This window comes from Achromobacter sp. (assembly GCF_057314935.1).
This window is the reverse complement of the sequence record NZ_DBHKZA010000054.1, coordinates 1-25,873: the sequence shown is the minus strand read 5'-3', so window position 1 is coordinate 25,873 and position 25,873 is coordinate 1. Positions and strand designations below refer to the sequence as shown.

General features: G+C 66.7%; 21 protein-coding genes. 14 read left to right on the top strand and 7 right to left on the bottom strand.

Annotated features, from left to right (window positions below; genetic code table 11):
* Positions 1 to 36: 36 nt before the first annotated feature.
* From ACO6D5_RS19565 to ACO6D5_RS19550, 4 genes are all read left to right on the top strand, one after another.
* Entirely contained in the window at positions 37 to 1,188 is a 1,152-nt protein-coding gene (locus tag ACO6D5_RS19565) for an ABC transporter substrate-binding protein (RefSeq protein ID WP_485826277.1), read from the top strand.
* A 93-nt stretch (positions 1,189 to 1,281) separates the two neighbouring features.
* The gene (locus ACO6D5_RS19560) at positions 1,282 to 2,322 is read left to right on the top strand and encodes a branched-chain amino acid ABC transporter permease (RefSeq protein ID WP_485826276.1); all 1,041 of its coding nucleotides are present in this window, start codon (positions 1,282 to 1,284) and stop codon (positions 2,320 to 2,322) included.
* On the top strand, positions 2,319 to 4,112 hold the full coding sequence (locus ACO6D5_RS19555) for an ABC transporter permease subunit (protein ID WP_315845094.1): 1,794 nt from the start codon (positions 2,319 to 2,321) through the stop codon (positions 4,110 to 4,112). The genes ACO6D5_RS19560 and ACO6D5_RS19555 overlap by 4 nt, the downstream gene beginning before the upstream one ends.
* Entirely contained in the window at positions 4,112 to 4,861 is a 750-nt protein-coding gene (locus ACO6D5_RS19550) for an ABC transporter ATP-binding protein (protein ID WP_485826275.1), read from the top strand. The genes ACO6D5_RS19555 and ACO6D5_RS19550 overlap by 1 nt, the downstream gene beginning before the upstream one ends.
* 26 nt (positions 4,862 to 4,887) lie before the next feature.
* Here ACO6D5_RS19550 and ACO6D5_RS19545 read toward each other — a convergent pair whose 3' ends face one another.
* Positions 4,888 to 5,823, bottom strand: coding sequence for a glycosyltransferase family 2 protein (locus tag ACO6D5_RS19545; RefSeq protein ID WP_485826274.1), 936 nt, complete (start codon positions 5,821 to 5,823; stop codon positions 4,888 to 4,890).
* A 224-nt stretch (positions 5,824 to 6,047) separates the two neighbouring features.
* Between ACO6D5_RS19545 and ACO6D5_RS19540 the strand changes: the two genes are divergently transcribed.
* Positions 6,048 to 7,019, top strand: coding sequence for a LysR family transcriptional regulator (locus ACO6D5_RS19540; RefSeq protein WP_485826273.1), 972 nt, complete (start codon positions 6,048 to 6,050; stop codon positions 7,017 to 7,019).
* Between the two features lie 99 nt (positions 7,020 to 7,118).
* Here the strand turns inward: ACO6D5_RS19540 and ACO6D5_RS19535 are convergent, their stop codons facing one another.
* The 4 genes from ACO6D5_RS19535 to ACO6D5_RS19520 all read right to left on the bottom strand — a co-directional run bounded on the left by ACO6D5_RS19535 (position 7,119) and on the right by ACO6D5_RS19520 (position 9,812).
* On the bottom strand, positions 7,119 to 7,247 hold the full coding sequence (locus tag ACO6D5_RS19535) for a hypothetical protein (RefSeq protein WP_006226408.1): 129 nt from the start codon (positions 7,245 to 7,247) through the stop codon (positions 7,119 to 7,121).
* A 184-nt stretch (positions 7,248 to 7,431) separates the two neighbouring features.
* Positions 7,432 to 8,364, bottom strand: coding sequence for a sugar kinase (locus ACO6D5_RS19530; RefSeq protein ID WP_485826272.1), 933 nt, complete (start codon positions 8,362 to 8,364; stop codon positions 7,432 to 7,434).
* On the bottom strand, positions 8,357 to 9,004 hold the full coding sequence (locus ACO6D5_RS19525) for a bifunctional 4-hydroxy-2-oxoglutarate aldolase/2-dehydro-3-deoxy-phosphogluconate aldolase (protein ID WP_485826271.1): 648 nt from the start codon (positions 9,002 to 9,004) through the stop codon (positions 8,357 to 8,359). Before ACO6D5_RS19525 ends, ACO6D5_RS19530 begins: the two co-directional genes overlap by 8 nt.
* A gap of 22 nt (positions 9,005 to 9,026) precedes the next feature.
* On the bottom strand, positions 9,027 to 9,812 hold the full coding sequence (locus ACO6D5_RS19520; RefSeq protein WP_006226405.1) for an IclR family transcriptional regulator: 786 nt from the start codon (positions 9,810 to 9,812) through the stop codon (positions 9,027 to 9,029).
* A 240-nt stretch (positions 9,813 to 10,052) separates the two neighbouring features.
* On the opposite strand from ACO6D5_RS19520, the gene uvrA reads away from it, so the two are divergent.
* The 6 genes from uvrA (at position 10,053) to ACO6D5_RS19490 (ending at position 21,846) form a co-directional block, all read left to right on the top strand.
* Positions 10,053 to 15,845, top strand: a complete 5,793-nt coding sequence (uvrA, locus tag ACO6D5_RS19515; RefSeq protein ID WP_485826270.1) for an excinuclease ABC subunit UvrA — start codon at positions 10,053 to 10,055, stop codon at positions 15,843 to 15,845.
* 5 nt (positions 15,846 to 15,850) lie between these two features.
* Entirely contained in the window at positions 15,851 to 16,987 is a 1,137-nt protein-coding gene (locus tag ACO6D5_RS19510) for an aminodeoxychorismate synthase component I (RefSeq protein WP_485826269.1), read from the top strand.
* Positions 16,988 to 17,128: 141 nt separating this feature from the next.
* Positions 17,129 to 17,761 carry an aminotransferase class IV gene (locus tag ACO6D5_RS19505; protein WP_315845087.1) on the top strand — a complete coding sequence of 211 codons (633 nt, stop codon included), beginning with the start codon at positions 17,129 to 17,131 and terminating at the stop codon, positions 17,759 to 17,761.
* Positions 17,762 to 17,854: 93 nt separating this feature from the next.
* Positions 17,855 to 18,376 carry a sigma-70 family RNA polymerase sigma factor gene (locus ACO6D5_RS19500; RefSeq protein ID WP_315845086.1) on the top strand — a complete coding sequence of 174 codons (522 nt, stop codon included), beginning with the start codon at positions 17,855 to 17,857 and terminating at the stop codon, positions 18,374 to 18,376.
* Positions 18,373 to 19,356, top strand: coding sequence for a FecR domain-containing protein (locus ACO6D5_RS19495; protein WP_485826268.1), 984 nt, complete (start codon positions 18,373 to 18,375; stop codon positions 19,354 to 19,356). Before ACO6D5_RS19500 ends, ACO6D5_RS19495 begins: the two co-directional genes overlap by 4 nt.
* A 105-nt stretch (positions 19,357 to 19,461) precedes the next feature.
* The gene (locus tag ACO6D5_RS19490; RefSeq protein WP_485826267.1) at positions 19,462 to 21,846 is read left to right on the top strand and encodes a TonB-dependent siderophore receptor; all 2,385 of its coding nucleotides are present in this window, start codon (positions 19,462 to 19,464) and stop codon (positions 21,844 to 21,846) included.
* A gap of 7 nt (positions 21,847 to 21,853) precedes the next feature.
* Here ACO6D5_RS19490 and ACO6D5_RS19485 read toward each other — a convergent pair whose 3' ends face one another.
* Positions 21,854 to 22,756 carry a LysR family transcriptional regulator gene (locus ACO6D5_RS19485; RefSeq protein WP_485826266.1) on the bottom strand — a complete coding sequence of 301 codons (903 nt, stop codon included), beginning with the start codon at positions 22,754 to 22,756 and terminating at the stop codon, positions 21,854 to 21,856.
* Between the two features lie 212 nt (positions 22,757 to 22,968).
* Between ACO6D5_RS19485 and ACO6D5_RS19480 the strand changes: the two genes are divergently transcribed.
* From ACO6D5_RS19480 to ACO6D5_RS19470, 3 genes are read left to right on the top strand one after another with little or no spacing between them, the layout of a single operon-like run.
* Complete coding sequence (locus ACO6D5_RS19480; protein WP_485826265.1) at positions 22,969 to 24,225, top strand: aromatic ring-hydroxylating dioxygenase subunit alpha; 1,257 nt, start codon at positions 22,969 to 22,971, stop codon at positions 24,223 to 24,225.
* 2 nt (positions 24,226 to 24,227) lie between these two features.
* The gene (locus ACO6D5_RS19475) at positions 24,228 to 24,701 is read left to right on the top strand and encodes an aromatic-ring-hydroxylating dioxygenase subunit beta (RefSeq protein ID WP_485826264.1); all 474 of its coding nucleotides are present in this window, start codon (positions 24,228 to 24,230) and stop codon (positions 24,699 to 24,701) included.
* Positions 24,702 to 24,715: 14 nt separating this feature from the next.
* Positions 24,716 to 25,027: a non-heme iron oxygenase ferredoxin subunit gene (locus tag ACO6D5_RS19470; RefSeq protein WP_485826263.1), complete on the top strand. Its 312-nt coding sequence runs from the start codon at positions 24,716 to 24,718 to the stop codon at positions 25,025 to 25,027.
* Between the two features lie 60 nt (positions 25,028 to 25,087).
* On the opposite strand, the gene ACO6D5_RS19465 is transcribed toward ACO6D5_RS19470, so the two are convergent.
* Positions 25,088 to 25,873, bottom strand: a 786-nt coding sequence (locus ACO6D5_RS19465) for a tRNA threonylcarbamoyladenosine dehydratase (RefSeq protein ID WP_485826262.1), incomplete at its 5' end; no start/stop codon positions are given.

The window sequence follows — 25,873 nt, the reverse complement described above, 5'->3', positions numbered from 1 at the left end:
CCGCACGCCCATTGCTCCCTATCCGGAGGTTTTGCCATGCTGTCGAAGAAACTCCCCCTGGCCGCGGTCGCCGCCGTCGCCGCCCTGTTCGCCCTGCCCGCCCTTGCCCAGGTCAAGGTCGGCGTCGTCACGTCTTCCACCGGGCCGACCGCGCTGGTCGGCATTCCGCAGAAGAACACCGTGCCGCTGCTGCCCAAGAAGATCGGCGACCTGACGGTGGAATACATCTCGCTGGACGACGCCAGCGATTCCACCAACTCGGTCACCGCCTTCAAGAAGCTGATCTCGGAGCAGAACGTGGACGCGTTGATCGGCCCGTCGGGTTCTCCCAACGCCATGGGCGTGATCCAGTTCGCGGCCGAAGCGGGCGTGCCGATGCTGGCGCCGGTGGGCACGGCAGCGGTCGTGCTGCCCATGAACGACCAGAAGAAGTGGGTGTTCAAGACCACGCAGAACGACGACATCATCGCCCGCGCGCTGGTGGACCACATGGTCAAGACGGGCGTGAAGACGGTCGGCTTCATCGGCCTGAACGATCCCTACGGCGAGAACTGGTCCAAGGTCTTCACGGGCCTGGCCACCGAGAAGGGCATCAAGGTCACCGCCAATGAACGCTATCTGCGCTTCGACAGCTCGGTCACGGGCCAGGCGCTGAAGATCCTGGCCGCCAAGCCGGACGCTGTGCTGGTGGCCGCCCCCGGCGCCGCCAGCGTGCTGCCGCAAGCGACGCTGTTCGATCAAGGCTACAAGGGCAAGTTCTACCAGACCCACGGCGCGGCGCTGCCCGACTTCCTGAAGCTGGGCGGCAAGAAGGTCGAAGGCACGGTGCTGGCCGCCAGCCTGATGCTGGTGCTGCCGGAAATGCCGGACAGCAACCCGTCCAAGAAGGTCGCCAGCGACTACATCGCGGCTTACGAAAAGCTCAATGGGTCGAAGCCCGCTACGTTCGGCGCCAACGTCTACGACGCCGGCCTGCTGCTGGAGAAGGCCGTGCCGCTGGCGGAAAAGGCCGGCAAGCCAGGCACCAAGGAGTTCCGCAGCGCCCTGCGCGACGCGCTGGAACAGACCAAGGAGCTGGTGGGCACGCAAGGCGTCTACAACATGAGCGCCGCCGACCACAGCGGCTTCGACGACCGCGGCCGCGAACTCATCACCGTGAAGGACGGCAACTGGGCGCTCGTCAAGTAAGGCCTTAACCGCGGCGTGGGCGGCGCAAACCGTCCGCGTTGCGCGGGCCGCCTTCGGGTGGCCCGGCGTTTCCCGTCCCTGTCGGAATTTCGCATGAATGCTCAGATCGCCTTGATACTTGGGCAGGACGGCATCACCAACGGCGCAATCTACGCGTTGCTGGCGTTGTCGATCCTGCTGGTCTTTACCGTTACCCGCGTGCTGTTCATCCCCCAGGGCGAGTTCGTCGCCTTCGGCGCGCTGACCATGGCGGCCATCCAGGCCGGCAAGCCCGTGCTGCTGGTCTGGCTGCTGCTGGCGTTCGCGCTGGCCGAAGCGGCCGCCGACCTGGTGGCGCGCGCCAAGCGTCCTGGCCGCGCCCGTGGCCTTTGGCGCATCGCGGCCAAGGCGATCTATCCGCTGGTGCTGGCGGCGCTGTTCTATCGGCTGCCGCTGGCGCAACTGCCCATGTCGGTGCAGGCGCTGTTGACCTTGCTGCTGGTAGTGCCGATGGGCCCGCAGCTGTACCGCCTGTTCTACCAGCCCATCGCATCGGCCTCGACGCTGGTGCTGCTGATCGTCTCCATCGCCGTCCACCTGGCGCTGGTCGGCCTGGGCCTCCTGGCCTTCGGCGCGGAAGGCGCGCGCACCGCGCCCCTCAGCGACGCCAGCCTGGCGCTGGGCCCCATCAACATCAACAGCCAGGCGCTGTGGGTGGTAGCGGTGTCGGCGGTGCTGATCATCGTGCTCTACCAGTTCTTTGAAAGATCGATGTACGGCAAGGCCCTGCGCGCCGCCGCCTTCAACCGGCTGGGCGCGCGGCTGATGGGCATCTCGCCCATCTTCGCCGGCCGCGCCACCTTCTTCCTGGCCGCGCTGATTGGCACGGTATCGGGCATCCTCATCGCCCCCATCACCACCATGTACTTCGACTCCGGCTTCATGGTCAGCCTGAAGGGCTTCGTGGGCGCCATCATCGGTGGCCTGGTCAGCTATCCGCTGGCTGCGGCCGGCGCCATCCTGGTGGGCCTGATCGAAGCCTTCTCGTCGTTCTGGGCCAGCGCCTACAAGGAAATCATCGTATTCACGCTGATCATCCCCGTGCTGCTCTGGCGCTCGCTGAAAAGCCATCACGTCGAGGAAGAAGACGAATGAATCCCCGCATCATCCTCTTCGTATTCCTGGCGCTGCTGGCGCTTGGGCCGCTGGCCTTGCCGCCGTTCTACGTGACCCTGCTGAACTACATCGGCCTGTATGCGCTGGTGGCGCTGGGTCTGGTGCTGCTGACCGGCGTGGGCGGGCTGACGAGCTTCGGGCAGGCTGCCTTCGTAGGCGTGGGCGCCTACACCACGGCGCTGCTCACCACCCGCGCCGACACCCTGCCGGCGTGGCTGGCCTGGCTGGGCGCCTCTCCCTGGCTGACCTTGCTGGCCGGACTGGTGCTGACGCTTTTCATCGCCTGGCTGCTGGGCGCCATCACGCTCAAGCTGTCGGGTCACTTCCTGCCGCTGGGCACCATCGCCTGGGGCCTGTCGCTGTATTTCGCCTTCGGCTCCGTCGAAGGCCTGGGCGGCCACACCGGCATCCCCGACATCCCCGCCATCAACCTGTTCGGCTGGTCGCTGAACCAGGGCGGCAGCATCTATTACCTGATCTGGGCGTTCCTGCTGATCGCCGTGTGGTCCACGCAGAATCTGCTGGATTCGCGCGAAGGCCGCGCCATCCGCGCGCTCAAGGGCGGACGCGTGATGGCGGAATCGATGGGCGTGGACACGGCGCGTTCGCGCATGGTGATCTTCATCATCGCCGCGCTGCAGGCTTGCGCCTCGGGCTGGCTGTACGCGCACATGCAGCGCTTCGTGAACCCCAACCCGTTCGGCCTGCAGATGGGCATCGAATACCTGTTCATGACCGTCATCGGCGGCGCGGGACAAGTCTGGGGCGCTCTCGTCGGCGCGGGCGTGTTCACCGTGCTCAAGCAATGGCTGCAGGACTGGATGCCCAGGCTGCTGGGCCAGACCGGCAACTTCGAGGTCATCGTCTTCGGCTTCGGCATGGTGCTGCTGCTGCATCGCGCGCGCAGCGGCCTGTGGCCGGTGCTGACGCGCTGGATCCGGGTGAAGAAGCCCGTGCGCCAACTGGACTTGAACGCCGAGCCTTTGCCCCGCAAGCCGATGCCGCCGCGCGGCGAAGTGGTGCTGAAGGCCGTGGACGTGACCCGCAAGTTCGGCGGTCTGGTCGCCAACAACGCCATGAACCTGGAGATCCGGGCGGGCGAGATCCTGGCGCTGATCGGCCCCAACGGGGCCGGCAAGAGCACGATGTTCAACCAGATTTCTGGCGTGGACACGCCGACCTCGGGTCAAGTCACGTTGCTGGGCCAAGCAGTGGCGGGCGTCGGCGCGCGCAAGATCGCCCGGCTAGGCCTGTCGCGCACCTTCCAGCACGTGCGCCTGCTCTCGCGCATGAGCGTGCTGGAGAACGTGGCCATCGGCGCCCACTTGCGCGGACATCGTGGCGTGCTGCCGGCCGCCTGGCGGCTGGACCGCCCCGAGGAATCCCGCCTGCTGGCCGAAGCGGCGCGGCAGGTGGAGCGGGTGGGGCTGGGCAAGCATCTGCATGACGAAGCCGGTTCGCTGGCGCTGGGGCAGCAACGCATCCTGGAGATCGCGCGCGCCCTGGCCTCCGACCCGTGCATCCTGCTGCTGGACGAGCCCGCGGCCGGCCTGCGTTATCAGGAAAAGTGCGAATTGGCCGAGCTGTTGAAGAAGCTGCGTGCTGAAGGCATGGCCATCCTGCTGGTCGAGCACGACATGGACTTCGTGATGGGTTTGGTGGATCGCGTGGTGGTCATGGACTTCGGCGAAAAGATCGCCGAGGGGCTGCCTGCCGAGATCCAGCACAACCCCGCGGTGCTGGAAGCCTACCTGGGCGGAGTGGAATGATGAGTGCGAAACTGCTGGAAGTGCGCGACCTGCGCGTCGCCTACGACAAGGTTGAAGCCGTGTCGGGCATCAGCCTCACGGTGGGCGAAGGCCAGATCGTGACCGTGATCGGCCCCAATGGCGCCGGCAAGACCACCCTGCTGTCCGCCATCATGGGCGTGCTGCCCTCGAGCGGGCAGATCGTGTTCGGCGGCAAGGCCCAGGCGCACGCCGAGATTGAGGAAATGGTGGCGGCCGGCATGAACCTGGTGCCAGAAAAGCGCGAGCTCTTCGCTGAAATGACGGTGGAAGACAACCTGATGCTGGGCGCGTTCCACCGCTTTCGCTGTGGCCAGCGAGACCAGGACAAGACACTGGCCGAGGTCTACGCGCTGTTTCCCCGACTGAAGGAACGCCACGCCCAGTTGGCCGGCACCCTGTCCGGCGGCGAACGCCAGATGCTGGCCGTGGGCCGCGCGCTGATGGCCAAGCCGCGCCTCTTGATGCTGGACGAACCCAGCCTGGGGCTGGCGCCGCGCATCGTGCGGGAAGTGTTCCGCATCGTCGCGCGGCTGCGCGAGATGGGCGTGTCCATCCTGCTGATCGAGCAGAACGCCCGCGCGGCCCTGCAGGTGGCCGATTACGCGTACGTGCTGGAGACCGGCACGGTCACGCTGGAAGGGCCCGCGGCGGAAGTCGCGGTGGATCCGCGTGTGGTCGAGGTGTATCTGGGGCTGGGACACGGCGCGCCGGCGGCGGCGCCTGCCTGAGGCCCCCGCGCCGGCGGCGCATGCGCCTACGCCACGCCGCGCCGGCGGTCGCGGCGGTAGAGCGCATAGCCCACGGGCCACGTCGCCGCCACCATGAAGGTCGCCGCCGGGTTCGTCAGCCGGTAGGCCTGCACGGCCGTGGGCACGCCGGAGTGCTTCAGGTGAAGGCGGAAACGCGTATAGCGCGCGGCCGCCATGATGAATTCGCGCGGCCGGAAGCGGAAGAACTCCAGATGGTGCTGCAGCATGTCCCAGGCCAGCAGGTACAGGCCCTGCGCATTGTTGGCCACCGACACGGCGCCCTGGCTCAGGCCGCCCGGCGTGTCATGGTAGGTGCGCACCACGCGGTTGATGAAGCGGCTGAGATAGCCAGCGCGCGCCACCGCCCACCACACCAGGCTTTCCGGCACAAAGCCCGCGACATCCTCGGGAAAGGGATATTTCCTGAGAATGTCGGTGCGCATACAGCCGAATTTCTCGCCCTTGATGCGATAGCGGAAATACACGTCCACCGCCGTGCTGTCGAACACGTCCTGCGGATAGCGGTCGCCGACGATGCTGCCGTCGGGGCGCGCGCACAGGCCGGTGACGGCCACATAGGAATCGCGCCTGGCAGGTGGAATGCTTTCCCAGGCGTCCTTGAACGTGGCCAGCGCGTCGGGCGGCATTTCGTCGTCGCTGTCCAGGCCGACGATCAGTTGGCCGCGCGCTTCCCGCACGCCGCGGTTGAATGCGGTTTTCTTGTGTTGGTTGTTCTGCCAGACGTAGCGGATCGGAAAATCGGCGCGCGTCTGCCAATCCAGGATGGAATCGTGGGTGTTGTCGGTAGAGCCATCGTCCACCACCACCCATTCGAAGTCCCTGAATGTCTGCCGGGAAAGCGATTCGTACACCCGGTGCAACGTACCCGCCCGGTTGTAGGTGGGCGTCAGAACGGTGAAAAACGTTGGTGTATCGGTCATGCCTGCTATGCCCCTTTGCGATCTCCGTGACACCGCTGCGGTCTTGGTCTTAACTGTTTTCGCCTGAAGTGTAGGGGATATGCCTGCGCTAACCGATGCCGACCCATTCGAATTTGCAATCAAATCTGTCAACCCCTGCATTTTTTGACGAGTATTCCGGACCTTTAAGCGTTGGGCGGGGCGCGGGAGTGGCGTAAACTCGGGCGGCCAAATCCGGAATGCCTATGGAAGCTTCGACCGTCCAGCTCAATGACATCGCCCTATTCGTAGAGGTTGCCAAGCGCAAGAGCTTCAGCCTTGCGGCGCGCGCGCTGGACATGCCCACGTCGACGTTGTCGCGCCGCATCAACGAACTGGAACGCGCGATCGGCCTGCGGCTGATCAACCGCAATACCCGCAGGCTGGACCTGACCGAGGCCGGCGCGGCCTATATGCGCCGCTGCCAGGGCCTGATCGACGAAGCCCGCCTGGCGCACGAGCAGCTGCTGTCGCTGTCGGGCGGCCCGTCAGGCAATCTGCGGGTGTCCATGCCCTACAGCCTGGCGATCTGGCTGCTGCCGGAAACCATCAACGACTTCACCGACCGCTACCCGGAAGTGGAGTGCGAGTTCGACCTGAGCATGATGACCGCGTCCGACGCGCAAGGCACGCCGTTCGACGTGGTGCTGCGCTTTGGCCGCAACACGGACTATCCCCTGGCCGCCGTCGACACGGGCAACGGCAATGGCAACGGCGCGGCCGTCGGTCGCAGCGATGGCGCCGTGGTGCAGGAACTGGTGTCGCTGAACAATTACCTGTATGCGTCCGACCGCTACCTGGAACGCTATGGCGAACCCAAGACGCCCGGCGACCTGACGCAGCACCAATGCCTGCGCACCACCATCGACGATGCGCATTCACATTGGACGTTGCACAACGGCACGGTCAGCGAGGTCGTGCCGGTCAGCGGCCATCTGGCCGCCAACAACATGAGTATCGCGGGCACGCTGGCCGGCCTGGACCTGGCCATCACGCGCATGCCGCACTGCCAGGCGCTGGATCCGATCATCAAGCGCAATTCGCTGCGCCGCGTGCTGCCGGGCTGGTCGGTGGACCCGATCTCGATCTACGTGGTGTACCCGTCCAGCATCCAGCCCGCGAAGACCCGGGCGTTCATGGATTTCATCAAGCCCAAGCTCGGGCCGGCGGGGCAGTGACGGGCCGGCGCCGCGCGCCGCCCCCCCAAAGCCCCGCCCCAAAAGAAAAATCCCCGCACAGCTTGCGCCATGCGGGGATTTTTCAGATCAGGGCGTTGATTAGACGCGCTTGATCTTTTCCAGCATCTTGAAAACACCCTTGGGCGACTTGACGAACAAGCGCTTGAAAGCCTTGCCCAAGCAACGGCGTTCCAGGGTGTTACGACGCACGCGTTTGCGTTCAGCCATGTTGATTCTCCTGTTGAATTTGCGGAAAGTGGCCCGCACAACCGGAAATAGGGCTGGCGGAAAAAATTCGGATAACTTGGCATTTTAGCCTGAAATCCTTGGGCAGCGCCAATTGGGGCGGAAGACGGGGCGCTGGGCGGCGACACAATCCGTCCCCGAATCCCCTGCCCCCTGCTGTCAGCGCCTAGCCCGCCAGCGATTTCAGCCGTTCCAGCACCTGTTCCGCGCGCGGCAGCGGATCGACCGCGCCATAGCCCAACGTGGACAGCGCCGCCGCCGCGTTGGCGTAGCGCACCGCGTCTTCCCAGGAATCGCCCTGGCAGCGACGCGCCAGCAGGCTGCCCGCGAAGCAATCGCCCGCGCCCGTGGCGTCCACCGCCTCCACGCGCAAGGCCGCGACCGGCGTCCGGGTGCGCCCGTCGTCGATGATGGAGCCGTCCTTGCCCAGTTTCAGCACCACCACGCCTGCCGCGCCGCCGTCGCGGATCCAGTCCAGCGTGCGTTCGGGGTCATCGTTGCCGGTCAGGTGCTGCATGTCGTCCATGCTGGGCAGGAACACGTCGGCTTCGCGCATGGCCTCGCGCAGGACGGCGCGGGCGCGGTCCACCGGCCACAGCCGCAGGCGCAGGTTCGAATCCAGGCTGACCTGCGCGCCCGCGGCATGCGCGCGGGCGATGGCGGCGAATACGGTATCGCAGGCGCTGGTGCTGATCGCCATGCTGATGCCCGACACGTGCAGGAAACGGCTGCGCTCGATCAGGCCGCTTTGCAGCAGGGCCGGCGTCATCAGGCTGGCTGCCGAACCGCGGCGCAGGTAGCTGAAGGCATGGCCGTCGGGGCCGTGCTGCACGAAATACAGGCCGGTGTGCGCATCGTCGTCCGTCTGCACCCCCGACGTATCCACGCCTTCGGACCGCCACAAGTCCAGGAACTGCGCCCCGAACGCGTCATTGCCCACGCGGGTCAGGTAGGCGCAGCGCGCGCCCTGGCGGGCAGCGGCGATGACCGCGTTGGACGTATCGCCGCCAAAGCCCTGCAGATACTGCAGCTGGCCCTTGTGCGTCTGGTTCAGTTCGACCAGCGGTTCGCCCAGCGCGACGATGTCGAAATCAGCCATGGGCGGCCTCGCGGGTTCGGGTGATCTGGGCGACCAGCGCCGCCGTGTCGCGCGCGGCGAACGCGGCCTTGTCGTACAGGTTGCTGCCGATGCCCACCAGGTTGGCGCCGGCCGCGAAGTACGCGCCCATGTTGTCCTGGGTGATGCCGCCCGTGGGGCAGAAGATCGTATCCGGGTAGACGGACTTCAGCGCGGCCAGGTGCTTGGGGCCACCGGTGTCCGCCGGAAACACCTTCACCACGTCCACGCCGGCGCGGCGGGCGGCCAGCACTTCGGTGGGCGTGAACGCGCCCAGCAGGCACAGGGCATCGGCCGCGTGCGCCATGTCCACGATTTCGGTCGCCAAGGCGGGCGACACCAGGAAGTCGGCCCCTGCCACCAGCGCCTCGCGCGCCTGGGTTTCGTCCAGCACCGTTCCCACGCCCAGCAGCAGGCTGGCGCCGTGCTTGTCGCGCAGCGCGCGCACCAGGTCGGTCACGCCGGGAATCGTCCAGGTCAGCTCAAGCGTGGTGCAGCCGGCCGCCACGGCGATTTCGGCGGCATAGGCAGCGGTGGCCGCGTCCGAGTAGCGCAGCACGGGCACGACCCGGGCGGCCAACAGGGCGGATAGCTTGGAGGCGATGGGAGCGGATGCGGTCATGGAATTCCTCTGGAGCGGGCGGTCAGACGCCGCCGGACGATGCCGGCAGGACGGCGAGTTTGGCCGCGGCGGCGTCGCGCAGCCGCAGCAAGGGATCGATATAGGCGGCTTGCGGGTCGTCGCGCCGCCGGAACAGCAAGGTGCTGACGCTGACGCCCGCCACGGGCCGGCCGGCCGCGTCGCACAGCGCCACGCCGTAGCAGACGATGCCGGCTTCATTTTCCTCGTTGTCCATGGCGTAGCCGCGGGCGCGATCCCCGTCCAGCACGGCCCGCAGGGCCGGCAGGCTGGTCACGGTGCCGGGCATGCGCGCCGGCAGCGGCAGGTCGCGCAGCAGGCGCTCGCGGGCGGCGTCGTCCAGGGCGGCCAGATAGGCCTTGCCGACCGCGCTGGAATGCAACGCCACCGACGATCCCACGCGCGACACCATGCGCACCGGGCCCGGACTTTCCAGCTTGTCGATATAGATCATTTCCTGGCCGGCAGGCACTGCCAGGTGCACGGTTTCGCCGGTGGCGTCACGCAGGGCCTGCAGGTCTGGCGCCAGCGCGGCGCGCAAGTCGAACTGCGACCAGGCACGGCTGGCTAGCGACATCAGGCGCGTCCCCAGGCGGTAGACACCGCCGGTTTCGGCCACCATGCCCTGCTCGGCCAGCGCGGCCACGATGCGATAGACGGTGGGTCGCGGATAGCCGCAGCTGCGCGCAAGCGAGGCCGCCGTCGGCGGCTGGGGCGCGTCGGCCACCGCCTGCAGCACGGTCATGAACTTGGCAAACGCCGCAGCGCCCGCGACCTTGGTTTCCGACAAGAACGTCCCCAAATAGTGGCAACCAGCCCTTAACTATGAACACACAGAATTCGCAAGGCAAACAGCGCGAATGTCAGACGAATCTGCGATACTGTTTATTTGTACAGCTAGTTAGCCTATGAATGTCCATATTATGGACAGTCGACTCACAATATAGGCAATTATTCCATATCGCCGCGCTCGAAACCAGCGAAGGGTTATCGCTCGGGCAGGCGGCTTCCTCAGGCTACGATACCGTCCATGAGCTCCCAAATCCGCATCGTTGGCGCACGCCAGAACAATCTCAAGAACCTGGACCTGACTATCGCCACCGGCGAACTGGTCGTTGTGACGGGCGTGTCGGGGTCCGGCAAGAGTTCGCTGGCCTTCGACACGCTGTACGCCGAGGGGCAGCGGCGCTACGTGGAAACCTTCTCGCCCTACGCGCGCCAGTTCCTGGACCGCATGGACAAGCCGCAGGTGGACCGCATCGAAGGCATCCTGCCGGCCATCGCCATCGACCAGACCAACCCGGTGCGCAGCTCGCGCAGCACGGTCGGCACGATGACCGAACTGAACGACCACCTGAAGCTGCTGTTCGCGCGCGGCGCGCGGCTGTACTGCCGCGGCTGCGGCAAGGTGGTGCGCCGCGACACGCCGGACTCCATCTACCACTCGCTGGCCGAACGCGCCGCGGTGGCGGGTGACCCGCGCCTGGTCGTGACCTTCCCCATCGCCGTGCCCGCCAACTTCACCGAAGACGAAGTGCGCGGCTTTCTTGAGCAGCAGGGCTACACCCGCGTGCACGCCGAGGAAACCGCTGTGCCGCGCGCCACCGCCGCGGCCAAGGGCGCGAAGGCGGCGAAAGGCGCCAAGAAGGGCAAGGCCGCCAAGGATGCCGGCGAAGAACGCCGCATCCTGCACGTCATCCAGGACCGTTTCCGCTTTGCGGGCACCGAACGCGAACGCGTGATGGAAGCGCTGGACACCGCGTTGCGCATGGGCGCCGGGCATCTGGCCGTCTACGTGATGGACGCCGAAGGCGGCGACGCGGAAATCTGGAAATACAGCGACCGCCTGCACTGTGCCGACTGCAACATCGAATACACCGACCCGCTGCCCAGCAGCTTCTCGTTCAATTCGCCGCTGGGCGCCTGCGAGTCCTGCCGCGGCTTCGGCCGCGTGATCGGCATCGATTTCGGCCTGGTCATCCCGGACGAGAACAAGACTCTGCTGGAAGGCGCCATCAAGCCGTGGACCACGCCGTCCTACAAGGAATGCCAGGACGAGCTGCAGAAGTACGCGCCGCGCGCGGGCGTGCCGCTGGGCGTGCCCTGGAAGTCGATGAGCGAAGAGCACAAGCGCTGGGTGCTCTACGGCACCCCCGACTGGAAGGGCGGCAACGACGCCTGGAAGCACCAATGGTACGGCGTGCAGCGCTTTTTCGACTGGCTCGAAACCAAGGCCTACAAGATGCACGTGCGCGTGCTGCTGTCGAAGTACCGCAGCTACACGCCCTGCCCCACCTGCAACGGCGCTCGCCTGAAACCCGACGCGCTGCTGTGGCGCCTGGGCACCAAGGAAGAGGCCGATACGGTGCTGCCGCCGGACGACGGCCGCTACCAGCGCTTCATGCCGGTCGGCGCCAACTGGACGCGCGACCAGCTGAACCACCTGGGCGGCCTGTCGATCCATGACGTGATGCTGCTGCCCATCGAGCGGGTGCGGCGCTTTTTCGACGAGCTGTCGTTTTCGGGCGCGCTGGACGCGGCCACCGACCTGCTCATGACGGAAGTGCGCGCGCGCCTGAAGTTCCTGTGCGACGTGGGCCTGGGCTACCTGACGCTGGACCGCCAGAGCCGCACCCTGTCGGGCGGCGAAGTCCAGCGGATCAACCTGACGACCGCGCTGGGCACTTCGCTGGTGAACACGCTGTTCGTGCTGGACGAACCCTCCATCGGCCTGCACCCGCGCGACATGCATCGCGTGGTGGAAGTCATGCACCGCCTGCGCAACGCCGGCAACACGCTGGTGGTCGTGGAACACGATCCGCAGGTCATGGTGGCCGCGGACCGCATCATCGACATCGGCCCTGGCCCCGGCGAACGCGGCGGCTACATCGTTTTCGACGGATCGCCCAAGCAGTTGCGCGCCGCCGACACGCTGACGGGCAATTACCTGGGCGGGCGCCAGCGCGTGGAAGCGCCGCGTCCGATGCCGGTCGCCAAGAACACGCCGCGGCTGCTGCTGGAAGGCGTCAACGCGCACAACCTGAAGAATGTCTCGGTGGAATTGCCGCTGGGCCGCCTGGTCTGCGTGACCGGCGTGTCCGGTTCGGGCAAGTCCACGCTGGTGCAAGACGTGCTGTACCCCGCCCTGCTCAAGCAAAAGGGCAAGCCGTCGGAAGCGCCCGGGGCGTTTGACCGACTGCTGGGCGCCGAGCAGATCGCCGAGGTCGTCATGGTGGACCAGACGCCCATCGGCAAGACGGCGCGCTCCAACCCCGCCAGCTATGTGGGCGCCTTTGACGCCATCCGCAAGCTGTTCGCCCAGGCCCCGCTGGCGCGCGAGCGCGCCTACACGGCCGGCACGTTCAGCTTCAACGGTGGCGACGGCCGCTGCCCCACTTGCGGCGGCACCGGCTTCGAGCACGTGGAAATGCAGTTCCTGTCCGACGTGTACCTGCGCTGCCCCGATTGCGACGGCAAACGCTTCCGCCCCGAAGTGCTGGAAGTGCGTGTCGAACACCTGGGCAAGAGCGCGTCCATCGACGAAGTGCTGGCCATGACGGTCAGCGAAGCGCTGGACTTCTTCAAGGGCCTGCGCGACGTGCAGACGGGCCTGGCGCCGCTGGCCGACGTGGGCCTGGAATACGTGCGGCTGGGCCAGCCCGTGCCGACGCTGTCGGGCGGCGAGGCGCAGCGCCTGAAGCTGGCCGGCCACCTGGCCGAAGCCGCGCGCAGCGGCATCTCCACCGCCAAGGTCGCCAAGAAGGGCAGCCTGTTCCTGTTCGACGAGCCCACCACCGGCCTGCACTTCGACGACGTCGCGCGCCTGATGCGCGCCTTCCGCAAGCTGCTGGCCGCCGGCCACACGCTGCTGGTCATCGAACACAACCTGGACGTGATCCGCGCCGCCGACTGGCTGATCGACCTGGGCCCGGAAGGCGGCGACGCCGGCGGCCTGGTGCTTGGCGTGGGCACGCCGCAAGACTTGATGGACAACCCCAAGTCCCACACCGGCGCCGCGCTGCGCGACTACGAAGTCAGCATCCTGCCGGCCGACGTGGTCGTGACCAGCGACGCCGACGCGCAGGAAGTCGAGCAGGCCGGCCTGACGGCCCGCATCGCCGAACCCGCCGCGACGTACGGCCAAGCCAACGGCGCGGGCGAAGGCACGCCGCTGCAATCCGTGATGCGCGCGCGCCGCCACGGCAACATGGCGATCGAGATCCGAAACGCGCGCGAGCACAACCTGAAGAACATCAGCGTCGAGATCCCGCACGACAAGTTCACCGTGATCACCGGCGTGTCCGGCTCGGGCAAGTCCACGCTAGCCTTCGACATCCTGTTCAACGAAGGCCAGCGCCGCTACCTGGAATCGCTGAACGCGTACGCCCGCGCCATCGTGCAACCGGCGGGCAAGCCGGACGTGGACGCCATCTTCGGCATCCCGCCCACCGTCGCCATTGAACAGCGCACCAGCCGCGGGGGCCGCAAGTCCACCGTGGCCACGATGACGGAAATCCACCATTTCCTGCGCCTGCTGTATGTGAAGCTGGGCACGCAGTACTGCCCTGACTGCAACGTGGCCGTCGAGCCGCAGAACACGGACCAGATCGTGGCCCGTCTGCTGCGCGACCACAAGGGTGAGCATATCGGCCTGCTGGCACCGCTGGTCACGGCACGCAAGGGCTACTACACGGACCTGGCCAAGTGGGCCGGTTCCAAGGGCCATACGCACCTGCGCGTGGACGGCGAGTTCATCCCCGTGGCCCCATGGCCGCGCCTGGACCGCTATAAGGAACACACCATTGAACTGCCCGTGGCGGACGTGGTGGTCGACCCGGCCAACGAAGCCGACCTGCGCGCCGCGGTCAAGAGCGCGCTGGAAAACGGCCAGGGCGTGATGTCGGTGGTGTGGCCGGTGAACAAGCTGCACGAAGCGCTGAACAGCGAATTGCAGCAACAGCATTTCTCGGTCAAGCGCGCGTGCCCGTCTTGCGGCACCAGCTTCCCCGAACCCGATCCGCGCCTGTTCTCGTACAACTCCAAACACGGCTGGTGCACGGGCTGCTTCGGCACGGGCCTGCAATTGCAAGGCTTCGACGAAGAGCAGACCGGCGAGGAAACCGCGTGGAACGCCTGGTATGAAGGCGAGGCCAAGGCTTGCACGCAATGCGACGGGCAGCGCCTGAACCGCGTGGCGCGCGCAGTGCGCTGGCGCGACAAGTCGATCGCCGAACTGGCGTCGCTGCCTGTGTCGGACGCGCACACGTTCTTCACCGGACTGGTGGCGCGCGGCCGCGAAGGGGAGATCGCCCGAGACATCCTCACGGAAATCCGCGGCCGCCTGAACTTCATGCAGGAAGTTGGACTGAACTACCTGGCGCTGGACCGCGCCGCCCCGACGCTGTCGGGCGGCGAGGCGCAACGCATCCGGCTGGCCGCGCAGTTGGGCTCCAATCTGCAGGGCGTCTGCTATGTGCTGGACGAGCCCACCATCGGCCTGCATCCGCGCGACAACCGCATCCTCTTGAATGCGCTGGCCCGCCTGGAAGAAAACGGCAACACGCTGGTGGTGGTGGAGCATGACGAAGACACGATCCGCCGCGCCTCGCACGTGATCGACATCGGGCCGGGTGCGGGCATCCGCGGCGGCCGCGTGGTCGCGGAAGGCTCCGTGCAGGACCTGATGGATGCGCCGGAATCCGTCACCGGGCGTTATCTGAAAACGCCGCTGCAGCACCCGCTGCAAGGACGTCGCGCGGTCGAGGCCGACACGCCGATGATCGAGATCCGCGGCGCGCGCTTGCACAACCTGCGTAGCGTGGACGCCAAGATCCCGGTAGGCCGCCTGAGCGTCGTGACGGGCGTGTCCGGTTCCGGCAAGTCCACGCTGGCGCGCGAGGTGCTGCTGGACAACCTGAGCCAGGCCGTCTCGCAAGGCAAGTCGCCGGGCTGGGCAGGCTGCGAAAGCATCAAGGGCTGGGAAGCCATCGACCGCGTGCTGGAAGTGGACCAGACGCCCATCGGCAAGACGCCGCGCTCGTGCCCGGCCACCTATGTGGGCTTCTGGGACGACGTGCGCAAGCAGTTCGCCGATACCCGCGAAGCCCGCATGCGCGGCTGGACGGCGGCGCGGTTCTCGTTCAATACCGGCGACGGCCGCTGCCCGGTCTGCGAAGGCCAAGGCATGCGCACCATCGAAATGAACTTCCTGCCGGACGTGAAGGTGCCTTGCGACGCATGCAACGGCGCGCGCTTCAACAGCGACACGCTCAGCGTGAAGATGCGCGAAAAGAACGCCGGCGAGCTGCTGTCCATGGAAGTGGACGACGCCATCGGCTACTTCGCGGCGCACCCGAAGATCCATCGCCCGCTGCAGCTGATGCAGGACGTGGGGCTGGGCTACCTGACGCTGGGCCAGCCCTCGCCCACCCTGTCGGGCGGCGAAGCGCAGCGCATCAAGCTGGTGACCGAACTGTCCAAGGCGCGCCTGACCGACGGCCTGATCAAGACCGGCCGCGCCTCGCGCATCCCGCACACGCTGTACGTGCTGGATGAACCGACGGTGGGCTTGTCGATGGCCGACGTGGAAAAGCTGATCCATGTGCTGCACCGCCTGGTGGAAGCGGGCAACACGGTCGTGGTGATCGAGCATAATCTGGACGTCATCGCCGAAGCCGACTGGCTGCTGGACCTGGGCCCCGAAGGCGGCACGGGCGGCGGCCAGCTGGTTGCCGAAGGCTCGCCGGAACATGTGATGACCCTGGCCGACCACTCCCACACCGGGCGCGTCCTGACGGAATTCCTGGCACATCAACCGCAGTAATACGCATGGATTGTCGTTTTGAAGACCGGCTGGCCGGCCGTGCGCGGCGATTCGAGGGCTTTTGCTCCCGCATCGAAGCGCGCGCTGCGGCCGACGTCGCCCCTGCGCTGGCGGCCATCGAGGCCGCGCGGCGGCAGGGGCGATGGATCGCCCTGTTGCTGGATTACGAATTGGGCGAATGGCTGTTGCCCGAAGCCGCCCTGGCCCCGCCCGCCGGCCCTTGGACGCCCCCGCGCGACGACGGCCGCCCCCGCCTGACCGCGCTGGTGTTCGAGCGCAAGATCGAAGAGGCCCCTTGGGACGCGCCCGATGCCGCCAGCACGCCCGCGTCCATCAGCCTGCCGGCTCCGCGCATGACCGAAGCGGACTACGTGCGCCAGATCGATGCCATCCGCGGCCTGATCGGCGATGGCGAGCTCTATCAGGTCAATTTCACGCAACCGCTGGATCTGCAGTACCAGGGAGATCCCTCCACGCTCTACCGCCGCATCGCCGCCCGCAACCCGGTGGCGCACGGCGCGTTCATCCAGGACGGCGACCGCACGGTGCTGTCTTTTTCGCCCGAGCTCTTTGTGCGGCGGGAAGGCCCGCGGCTGACGACCCGCCCCATGAAAGGCACCGCGCCGCGCCACGCCGATCCCGTCGAGGACGCGCGCCTGGGCCAGGAATTGCTGGCCAGCGAAAAGAACCGCGCCGAAAACCTGATGATCGTGGACCTGCTGCGCAACGACCTGGGCCGGCTGGCCGAGCCGGGTTCGGTCAAGGTCGATGCGCTGTTCTCGCTGGAACGCTACCCCACGGTCTGGACCATGACGTCCACCGTCTCGGCGCTGGCGCCGGACGCCACGCTTGAAGACGTGCTTTACGCCCTGTTCCCTTGCGGCTCGATCACGGGCGCGCCCAAGGTGGCCGCCATGCGCCGCATCCGCCAAATGGAAGCCGCGCCGCGCGGGCTGTACTGCGGCAGCGTGGGCTGGCTGGCGCCGGACGGCGATTTTTCGTTGAACGTGGCGATCCGCACCCTGGTGCTGGACCCGGCCGGCCACGGCGTCTACAGCGTGGGTGGCGGCATCGTGCACGATTCGAATCCCGCGGAGGAATGGCAGGAATGCCATTGGAAGGCCCGGATTTTGCGCGCCTGACGATGTCGCCGCAGGATGGGTGGGGCGCGAGAGTTCTCAAACAAGAACCCCGGTGCGCAACGCGCGTAACCCATCCTACCGGGACGGCGGCAGCAGTAGTAGCATAGAGCGCGGCCCCGCCCGCCTTTCCAGGAGAGTCCCATGCAACCCGAATTGATCGAGACCATCCTGGTCGATGCCGAACAACGCGTGCCCCTGCTGACCCGCCACTTGCAGCGCCTGGAGGCGTCGTGCAAGGCGCTGGGCTATGCCTGGGGCGGACGCTCGGTGGAAGGCGACATCATGATCGCCGCGATGGGTCTCGTCACCCCCGGCCCGCACCGCCTGCGCCTGCTGGTGGCCCGCGACGGCTCCCGCCATATCCAGACCGCCCGGCTGCCGCCGCTGCCCGCCGTCCAGGAAGTGATGCTGGCGCCCGAGGCGCTGCGTTCCTCGGAACCGCTGCTGCGCTACAAGACCACGCACCGCCCCTGGTACACCAAGACGATCGAATGGCTGCCCGCGCACCCGCACATCTTCGACCTGCTGTACCTGAACGAGCGCGGCGAGCTGTGCGAAGGCAGCCGCAGCAACGTGTACCTGCGCATGGATGGCCACTGGTACACCCCGCCGGTCGATAGCGGCTGCCTGCCAGGCGTGCAGCGCGGCGAATTGCTGGACACGGGCAATGTCCGCGAACGTGTGCTGACGCTGGCCGACCTGCACGCCGCCGACGAGATCCGCTTATCCAATGCCCTGCGCGGCTGGTTCACCGTCACGCTGCGGGAAGCCTGAGCCCTGGACGCGGACACGCGCCGATTGCCAAACCTGCGCCGCTGAATAATAATTGATACTCATTCTTATTGACATCATGTCAGCGGTTCCATCGTGTCCTCCCCCCGCCTTGCGGCACCCGCCTGCATCGAATCCCTGTATTGCGACCATCACGGCTGGCTGCAGGAATGGTTGCGACGCCGCCTGGGCAACGCGTTCGACGCGGCCGATATCGCGCACGACACGTTCGTGCGCCTGTTCCGCAACCAGGAACCGATCCGCGAGCCGCGCGCGTTCCTGACCACCATCGCCCACGGGCTGGTCGTGAACCATTGGCGCCGCCAGGACCTGGAACGCGCCTACCACGACACGCTGGCCACGGTCGCCGACACTCACCTGCCCTCGCCTGAAGAGCGTGCGCTGCTGATGGACGCCCTGTGCGAGCTGGACGCGCTGCTGAACCGGTTGAATCCCAAGGCCCGCACCGCTTTTTTGCTGGCGCACCTGGAAGGCCGCACGTATATCGAGATCGCCGAACAGCTGCAGGTATCCGAGCGCATGGTGAAGAAGTACATGGCGCAGGCGATGCTGCAGTGCCTGACCTCAAGCCTGGCGCCGGCGCCGGACGTGCCATGACGCCCGCCCGCGGCGCGCCTCCCAGCTTCAAGGTATTGCAGGAAGCCGCCGAATGGTTTGCGGTGCTGCGCGCGCCCGCGGTGCCTGCCGATGAGCGGATGCGCTGGCGGCAATGGCACGATGCGGACCCCGCCCATCAACTGGCCTGGAGCCAGGTCGAGGCCATCAGCGGCAAGTTCCAGAATGTGCCGGGCGGCGACAACCCGATGGCGCACCGCCTGCTGGACGCCGCGGCGGCCAAGCGCGCCCAGCGCCGCCGCGCCATGAAGATGTTGACCCTGCTGTGCGGGACCGCCCTGGGCGTCTGGGCGGGCGCGCAGACTGCGCCTTGGCGCGTCTGGACGGCCGAGCATGCCACCGGCCTGGGCGAACGGCGCCAGATCCGCCTGGCCGACGGCGCCAGCGTCTGGCTCAATACGGATAGCGCAATCGACGTGGACTACGGCGGGGATCTGCGGCGCATCAAGCTGATCGCGGGCGAAATCCTGATCGACACCGCGCCCGACTTCCAGTCTCCCGCCCGGCCCTTCGTGGTCGACACGGCCGAAGCGCGGCTGCGGGCGTTAGGCACCCGCTACAGCGTCTTCCAGGAGGACGGCACCAGCGTCGTCGCGGTGTTTGACGGCGCGGTAAGCGTCGAGCCGTTGCAGGCAGGCGCCCGCCCCGTCTTGCTGCACGCCGGCCAGCAATCCCGCGTTACCCGGACCGGCGCCGACGCGGCCGTACCTGCCGACGAGGCCCGCCGCTCCTGGTCCAACGGACTGATCGTCGCCGAAAACATGCGCCTGGGCGACTTCATTGCCGAACTGTCGCGCTACCGGCGCGGCTATCTGGCATGTGCGCCGGAAGTGGCCGACCTGCGGATCGTCGGTGCCTATGCCGTGGCGGACACCGACCGGGTCCTGGCCGCGCTGGCGGCCACGCTGCCGGTGCGCGTGCGAGCCTCCTTGCCCTGGTGGGTCGTGGTGGTGCCAAAGTAATTCGCGCGCGGCGCAAATATTTCCACGCGGAGGTTCCCTTTTCGATGCCCGCGTTTGGCATACGGGGTGAAGACCGACTTTTCTCCCTATCGACAAGGCCCCGCCATGCATCCGTCACCCCCCCTCCGCCGCGCCCTCCTGTCGCTGGCGGTCCGTTCCGCCTTGCCGGGCATCGCCCTGGCCGCGGCCGCACCGGCCGTGGCGCAGACCGCGCAATCCGCGCCGGCCGAGCGCGACTACGACATCGCGCCCGGCGCGCTAAGCCGGGTGCTGACGCAGTTCGCGGCGCAGGCCGGCATCCAGGTGTCGGTGGACGCATCGCTTACCGCCGGCCGCGGCAGCCCCGGCCTGCGCGGCAGGCAGTCGGTGCAAGGCGGCCTGAACGCGCTGCTGGCGGGAACGGGGCTTGATGCCGTCAACCGGGGCGGCGGCGAATTCACGCTGCGCGCCAGCCTTACGCCCGGCGTGACGACCTTGCCCAGCGTCACCGTCACCGGGTCGGCCACTGCCGCCTTGCAGCAGGACGGGCTGGCCAGCGACGGTTACCGCTCGGGGACCTTGTCTTCCGTCGGTGCCCTGGGCGGCATGGATTGGCAGCATACGCCCTACGCCTTCAACGTCGTGTCGCGGGAACTGCTGCAGAACGTACAGGCCCAATCGCCTGACGACGTCTACAAGATCAGTCCGTCCACCCTGTCGCAGACGCCGCAGATCAGCGGGTGGGCGCCGATGGTGAAGATCCGCGGCTTCAACAGCTACGACCGGGCCGAAGATGGCTTGCGCCGCTCTTACGGCTTTGCCGCGTCGCTGGAAGACAAGGAACGCGTTGAAATCCTGAACGGCTTGTCGGGATTCCTGTTCGGCGCCGCCTCGCCCGGCGGCATGGTGAACTACGTCAACAAGCGCCCCACGGCAGAGCGGCTGAACAGCATCACGGTGGGCAACTACGGTGGCAGCCAGTACTACGTGCATGGCGACTTCGGCGGCCCCGTCGACAGCAACGGCAAGGTCGGCTATCGCGTCAACCTGGTGCGCCAGGATGGCGATACTGCGGTGGATGACCAGAAGATCGACCGCACGCTGGCCAGCGCGGCACTGGACTTCAACATCACCGACCGCTTCAAGCTTGAGTGGGGCGCGACCTACGGCGATTACAAGATGCAGGCGCCCACAGCCTACTGGTTCTTCCAGGAAGGCGCGCCTCGCCCGACCCTGGACACCAGCAAGAACTGGAGCCAGCCCTGGATCCGTGACGAAACAGAAACCCGCAAGTGGATGGCCCGCGCGACCTACGAGGCCAGTGACAACCTGACGCTGCGCGTGGCCCATATCCGCGAATACCAGGACCGCCCGGTGCAATACCACAGCATGAATTCGGTGGCGGGACCGGGAGAATACTTGCAGCTGCGGCAGAAGGTCGGTCCGACCAAGACGGAATCCGAGTCCTGGCAGGCGTTGGCGGACCTCTCGTTCGCCACGGGGGCCGTCACCCACAAGGTCACCATGGGCTACTACGGCTTCACCGACCGGCAATGGCAAACCAGCTATTTCCCCCACACCGGCTATCAGGGCCCTTACGGGCTCGATTCGCCCACGCATGTGCCGGAACCTGGCTGGCCGTCCACGCCCAAGACGATGTACTTCTCGAACCGCGTGCGCAACGACAACTTCATGATCGGCGACCTGGTCCGGTTCAATGACCAATGGTCCGCGCTGGTCGGCATCAACCGCAGCACCATCCAGACCATCGACCGGCAACAGGACGGCAGCGCCAGCCAGCCCGACTACGACCGTGGCCGCAATTCGCCCAACGCGTCCCTGATCTTCACGCCGGCGCCGTGGTTGACGACGTACGCGACCTATATCGAGGGGCTGGAGCAAGGCGGCGTGGCGCCAGAAGAGGCCGCGAACCGCCTGCAGGTCATGCCGCCGATGCGCAGCAAGCAAAAGGAACTGGGCATCAAGGCCGAAGTGGGCAGCGTGCTCGTCAGCGGCGCGCTGTTCGATATCGAAAAGGCCTACGAATTCACCAACGGCGACAACATCTACGCCCAGGACGGCATCCAGCGCCATCGCGGTGCGGAGGTGTCGGCCGTGGGCAAGGTGACCGAGGCGTGGACCGTCATGGGCGGTGCCACCCTGCTTCACGCCCGCGTTGAAGGCGGCAGCAATGACGGCCAGGTTCCCATCAACGTGCCGAAATTCATGGCCAAGCTGTATTCGGAATATGCGCTGCCCTTCGCCCCCGGGCTAAGCGTAACCGGCGGCGTCTACCATGTCGGCAAGCAATGGGCCACGGACACCAATACCAGCCGCCTGCCGTCCTACACGACGTTCGACCTGGGCTTGCGCTACGCGGCAAAGGTGTCAGGACGCCCCTTGACGCTGCGCTTGAACGTCAACAACCTGACTGGCAAGGATTACTGGCTTAACAGCTACTACCTCGGCAGCCCCCGCAGCGTCGCGCTATCTGCCCAAGTCCAGTTCTGACCCCGCCTCAATCCGCGAACTCGTCCACCACCACTTGCCGCAACCACTGGTTGGCGGGTTCGCGGTGGCTGCGGGCGTGCCAGAACACGTTGATGACCGACGCCGGGATCTTCACCGGACAGGGCGCCGTCGCCAGGCCGAAGGGCCGACAGGCGCAGTCGGCAAAACGCTGCGGCACCACGGCGATCATGTCGGTGGCGGCCAGCACCGGCCCCACCGCCATGAAATGCGGCACCGTCAGTCGCAGGCGGCGGCGGATGCCGGCGTGTTCGATCACCTCGTCCACCACGCCGTGGCCCGTGCCTTCGGACACGATGGCCACGTGTTCGGCCGCCCGGAATTGCCTGGCGGATACGCCCGACCGCGCCAGCGGGTGGTCGCGCCGAAAGATGCACACGTAGGGCTGGCTGAACAGCTTGCGCTGGAAGAAGCCGCTTTTCAGGCCCGGCAGAAATCCCATGGCCAGGTCGATGCGGCCGCGCTCCATCTCGTCTTTCACGTCGATCGAGGTCGTGCGCACCGTCCGGATCGTGACGCCTGGCGCCGCGCCGTCCAGCGCCCGCATCAAACGCGGCAGGAAATAGGTTTCGCCCACGTCGTTCACGCCGATCACGAACGCCCGTTCGCTGCGCGCGGGATCGAAACGCGCCCGCGCGTTCAATGTGCTGTGCAGCGCGCCCAGCGCATCCGCGATGGGCTGGGCCAGGGACTCTGCGTACGGCGTGGGCACCATGCCGCGCGACGTCCGTAGAAACAACTCGTCGCCCAGCAACTTGCGCAGGCGCCCCAGCGCGTTGCTGACGCCGGGTTGCGAAATGCCCAGGCTCTGGGCCACGGCGGACACCCGGCCGTGCTTCTGCAGTTCATTGAAGACAACCAGCAGATTCAGGTCCACGTCTTTCAGGTTCATGCGCTTGTCTCCACCAATATTGATTTTGGTGATCTGCCTTATCAAGCAGATTCTATTTATTTATTCAGCGGTCTACCGGATGATGAGGCGACAACTGCCCGCGCCGATGCCGCGCCGGCCCTGCCCCGCCCTAACGGCGCAGATGGAAAATGGAGACAAGCCATGCAACCCGCCACGCCCTGTAGACCGGGCGGCCACCCCGGAGGCCGCCCATGAACGCCGACCAGCCGCTCAACTTCGTTCCGCCCTGGCAGGGCGACGGCTGCCACCGCATTCCCTTTGGCGTCTATACCGACGCCGCGCTGCACCAGCGCGAACTGGAACGCTTTTTCTACCGCGCGCATTGGAGCTACGTGGGCCTGGAGGCCGAAATCCCCAACCCGGGCGACTTCAAGCGCACCGCAGTGGGAGAACGGTCCGTCATCCTGCTGCGTGACAACGACGGGCAGGTGCGCGTCGTGGAAAACGTGTGCGCCCATCGCGGCGTGCAGTTCTGCCGCGAACGCGCCGGCAACCGCAGCGAATTCGTCTGCCCCTACCACCAGTGGAATTACGACCTGCAGGGCAACCTGATCGGCGTGCCCTTCCGGCGCGGCGTGAAGCAGGACGGCAAGGTGAACGGCGGCATGCCGCCTGATTTCAAGCCTGAAGAACACAGTCTGACCAAACTGGCCGTGGCTTGCCGCAACGGCGTGGTCTTTGCCTCGTTCGACCACGGCGTAGAGCCGCTGGAAGACTACCTGGGCCCCGACATCCTGCACTACTTCGACCGCGTCTTCGACGGCCGCGAACTGGTGATCCACGGTTACAGCCGCCAGCGCATTCCGGGCAACTGGAAACTGATGCAGGAGAACATCAAAGACCCCTACCATCCGGGCCTCTTGCATACCTGGTTCGTCACCTTCGGGCTCTGGCGCGCGGACAACCGGTCCGAACTGAAGATGGACCGCCACTTCCGCCACGCCGCCATGATCTCCACGCGCGGCCAGGGCGGCAAAGGCAGCGTCACCAGCGGCGTGTCCAGCTTCAAGGAGCAGATGGCGCTGAACGACGACCGCTTCCTGGACATCGTCCAGGAGCCCTGGTGGAACGGCCCCACCGCCGTACTCATGACGCTGTTTCCCAGCGTCATCATCCAGCAGCAAGTGAATTCGCTGTCCACCCGCCACATCCAGCCCGTGGGCCACGACGCTTTCGACTTCGTCTGGACCCATTTCGGCTTTGCCGACGACACGCCCGAGATGACACGCCGGCGCCTGCGGCAGGCCAATCTGTTCGGCCCCGCCGGCTTCGTGTCCGCCGATGACGGCGAGGTGATCGAATTCTCGCAAGCGGGTTTTCAACAGAAGCCGTGGCACCGCAGCGTGGCGGAGCTGGGCGGCAAGACCGCCGAGAACACCGACCACATGGTGACTGAAACGCTGATCCGCGGCATGTACGCATATTGGCGCCGTGTGATGGAGGCATGACCATGCTGGACTTCCCGCTTTACTACCAGCTGACCCGCCTATACGCCGACTACGCCGCCGCGCTGGATGCGGAAGACTGGGAGAAATGGCCGGATTTTTTTCTGGAAGACTGCACCTACAAGGTGCTGCCCCGCGAAAACCACGAGCGCGGCTATCCGCTGGCGACCATGGCCTTCGAAAGCCGCGGCATGCTGAAGGACCGCATTTATGGCGCCACCGATACGATCTTCCACGATCCGTACTACCAGCGCCACGTCGTGGGCGCGCCGCGGGTGCTGTCGGCCGATGGCGACCGCATCGAATCCGAGGCCAGCTACGCGGTGTTCCGCACCAAGCCCAACCAGTTGACCACGGTATTCAATGTCGGGCGCTATCTGGACGTGGTGCGCCAGACGCCCGACGGCCTGAAATTCGAATCGCGGCTGTGCATTTTCGACAGCGAACTGATCCCGAATTCGCTCATCTATCCTATCTGACCAGGACAATCGCTATGAGTACGCAATGGATCAAGGCCATCGCGCGGGCCTACGTGCCGGACGAAGACGTCATCGCCGTTGAGGCGGGCGGCCGCGAGATCGCGCTGTATGGCGTCGACGGCGAGGTCTACGCCACCGCCAACCTCTGTACGCACGGCAACGCCCGCCTGTGCGATGGTTTCCTGGAAGGCCACGAGATCGAGTGCCCGCTGCACCAGGGCCGCTTCGATGTGCGCGACGGCCGGGCCTTATGCTCCCCCTTGCGGGAAAACGTGGCGACCTACCCCGTCAGGATCGAGGACGGGATGGTGTTCGTGGCGCTGTAAGGCGAAGGCTGTGCGGCGCAATGGCGGCAGGTTGGCTGTGACGCGACCACCGGCTGGCGTTCAGATCGCCAACCGCAGCGCCTCGTTGGCGGCCGCCATGCCCATCGCGGCCGTCACCGTCACGACCGAGCCGTAACCCGCGCACGACAGCCCCTGCGGTGCGATGTTCTGGCCGGAAGCACCCAGGTCGTCCTCGCCCTCGACGGGGCGGGTCCAGGCGTCGGGCAGGATGGCGGGCTGGTCGAACCACAGCGCATGGATACCCATCTTGGGCACGCGCTTGAGCGCCTTGCCGTTCTGGTCGGAGGCGCGCGGAAAGCCATGCTCGCGGCGCAGCTTGTTGCGCAGCTTGGCCAGCAAGGCGTCGTTCACCGCAGCCGACAGGTCCCCTGCCCGCAACGCCAGCGGATCCGTCTTGCCGCCGGCGCCGCCACACAACAGCATCGGCACGCCCAGCGCCCGGGCATGCAGGATCATGGCGATCTTGGCCGTGGCCTGGTCGGTGCAGTCGATGATGACGGTGTAGGGCCCGGGCAAAACGTCGGCGACGTTCTCGGGCGACACGAAATCATCCACCCGCGTCAGCCGGCATTCCGGATTGATCGCCAGCACCCGTTCCGCCATGGCATCCACCTTGGATTGGCCCAGCGTGGACGACAGCGCATGGATCTGGCGGTTGACGTTCGATTCGGCGATGTGGTCCAGGTCAATCAGGGTCAATGCCCCCACCCCGCAGCGCGCCAGCGCCTCGACGGTCCAGGAACCGACCCCGCCCAGGCCAGCGACCGCGACGTGGGCGTTTTGCAGGCGTGCCGGGGCCTGAGGGCCATAGAGACGGGACAGGCC

What these genes read in the sequence shown, in the direction of transcription:
- ACO6D5_RS19565 (WP_485826277.1), top strand. Translation starts at nt 37, where the DNA reads ATGCTGTCGAAGAAACTCCCCCTGGCCGCGGTCGCCGCCGTCGCCGCC.
- ACO6D5_RS19560 (WP_485826276.1), top strand. Translation starts at nt 1,282, where the DNA reads ATGAATGCTCAGATCGCCTTGATACTTGGGCAGGACGGCATCACCAAC.
- ACO6D5_RS19555 (WP_315845094.1), top strand. Translation starts at nt 2,319, where the DNA reads ATGAATCCCCGCATCATCCTCTTCGTATTCCTGGCGCTGCTGGCGCTT.
- ACO6D5_RS19550 (WP_485826275.1), top strand. Translation starts at nt 4,112, where the DNA reads ATGAGTGCGAAACTGCTGGAAGTGCGCGACCTGCGCGTCGCCTACGAC.
- ACO6D5_RS19545 (WP_485826274.1), bottom strand. Translation starts at nt 5,823, where the DNA reads ATGACCGATACACCAACGTTTTTCACCGTTCTGACGCCCACCTACAAC.
- ACO6D5_RS19540 (WP_485826273.1), top strand. Translation starts at nt 6,048, where the DNA reads ATGGAAGCTTCGACCGTCCAGCTCAATGACATCGCCCTATTCGTAGAG.
- ACO6D5_RS19535 (WP_006226408.1), bottom strand. Translation starts at nt 7,247, where the DNA reads ATGGCTGAACGCAAACGCGTGCGTCGTAACACCCTGGAACGCCGTTGC.
- ACO6D5_RS19530 (WP_485826272.1), bottom strand. Translation starts at nt 8,364, where the DNA reads ATGGCTGATTTCGACATCGTCGCGCTGGGCGAACCGCTGGTCGAACTG.
- ACO6D5_RS19525 (WP_485826271.1), bottom strand. Translation starts at nt 9,004, where the DNA reads ATGACCGCATCCGCTCCCATCGCCTCCAAGCTATCCGCCCTGTTGGCC.
- uvrA (WP_485826270.1), top strand. Translation starts at nt 10,053, where the DNA reads ATGAGCTCCCAAATCCGCATCGTTGGCGCACGCCAGAACAATCTCAAG.
- ACO6D5_RS19510 (WP_485826269.1), top strand. Translation starts at nt 15,851, where the DNA reads ATGGATTGTCGTTTTGAAGACCGGCTGGCCGGCCGTGCGCGGCGATTC.
- ACO6D5_RS19505 (WP_315845087.1), top strand. Translation starts at nt 17,129, where the DNA reads ATGCAACCCGAATTGATCGAGACCATCCTGGTCGATGCCGAACAACGC.
- ACO6D5_RS19495 (WP_485826268.1), top strand. Translation starts at nt 18,373, where the DNA reads ATGACGCCCGCCCGCGGCGCGCCTCCCAGCTTCAAGGTATTGCAGGAA.
- ACO6D5_RS19490 (WP_485826267.1), top strand. Translation starts at nt 19,462, where the DNA reads ATGCATCCGTCACCCCCCCTCCGCCGCGCCCTCCTGTCGCTGGCGGTC.
- ACO6D5_RS19485 (WP_485826266.1), bottom strand. Translation starts at nt 22,756, where the DNA reads ATGAACCTGAAAGACGTGGACCTGAATCTGCTGGTTGTCTTCAATGAA.
- ACO6D5_RS19480 (WP_485826265.1), top strand. Translation starts at nt 22,969, where the DNA reads ATGAACGCCGACCAGCCGCTCAACTTCGTTCCGCCCTGGCAGGGCGAC.
- ACO6D5_RS19475 (WP_485826264.1), top strand. Translation starts at nt 24,228, where the DNA reads ATGCTGGACTTCCCGCTTTACTACCAGCTGACCCGCCTATACGCCGAC.
- ACO6D5_RS19470 (WP_485826263.1), top strand. Translation starts at nt 24,716, where the DNA reads ATGAGTACGCAATGGATCAAGGCCATCGCGCGGGCCTACGTGCCGGAC.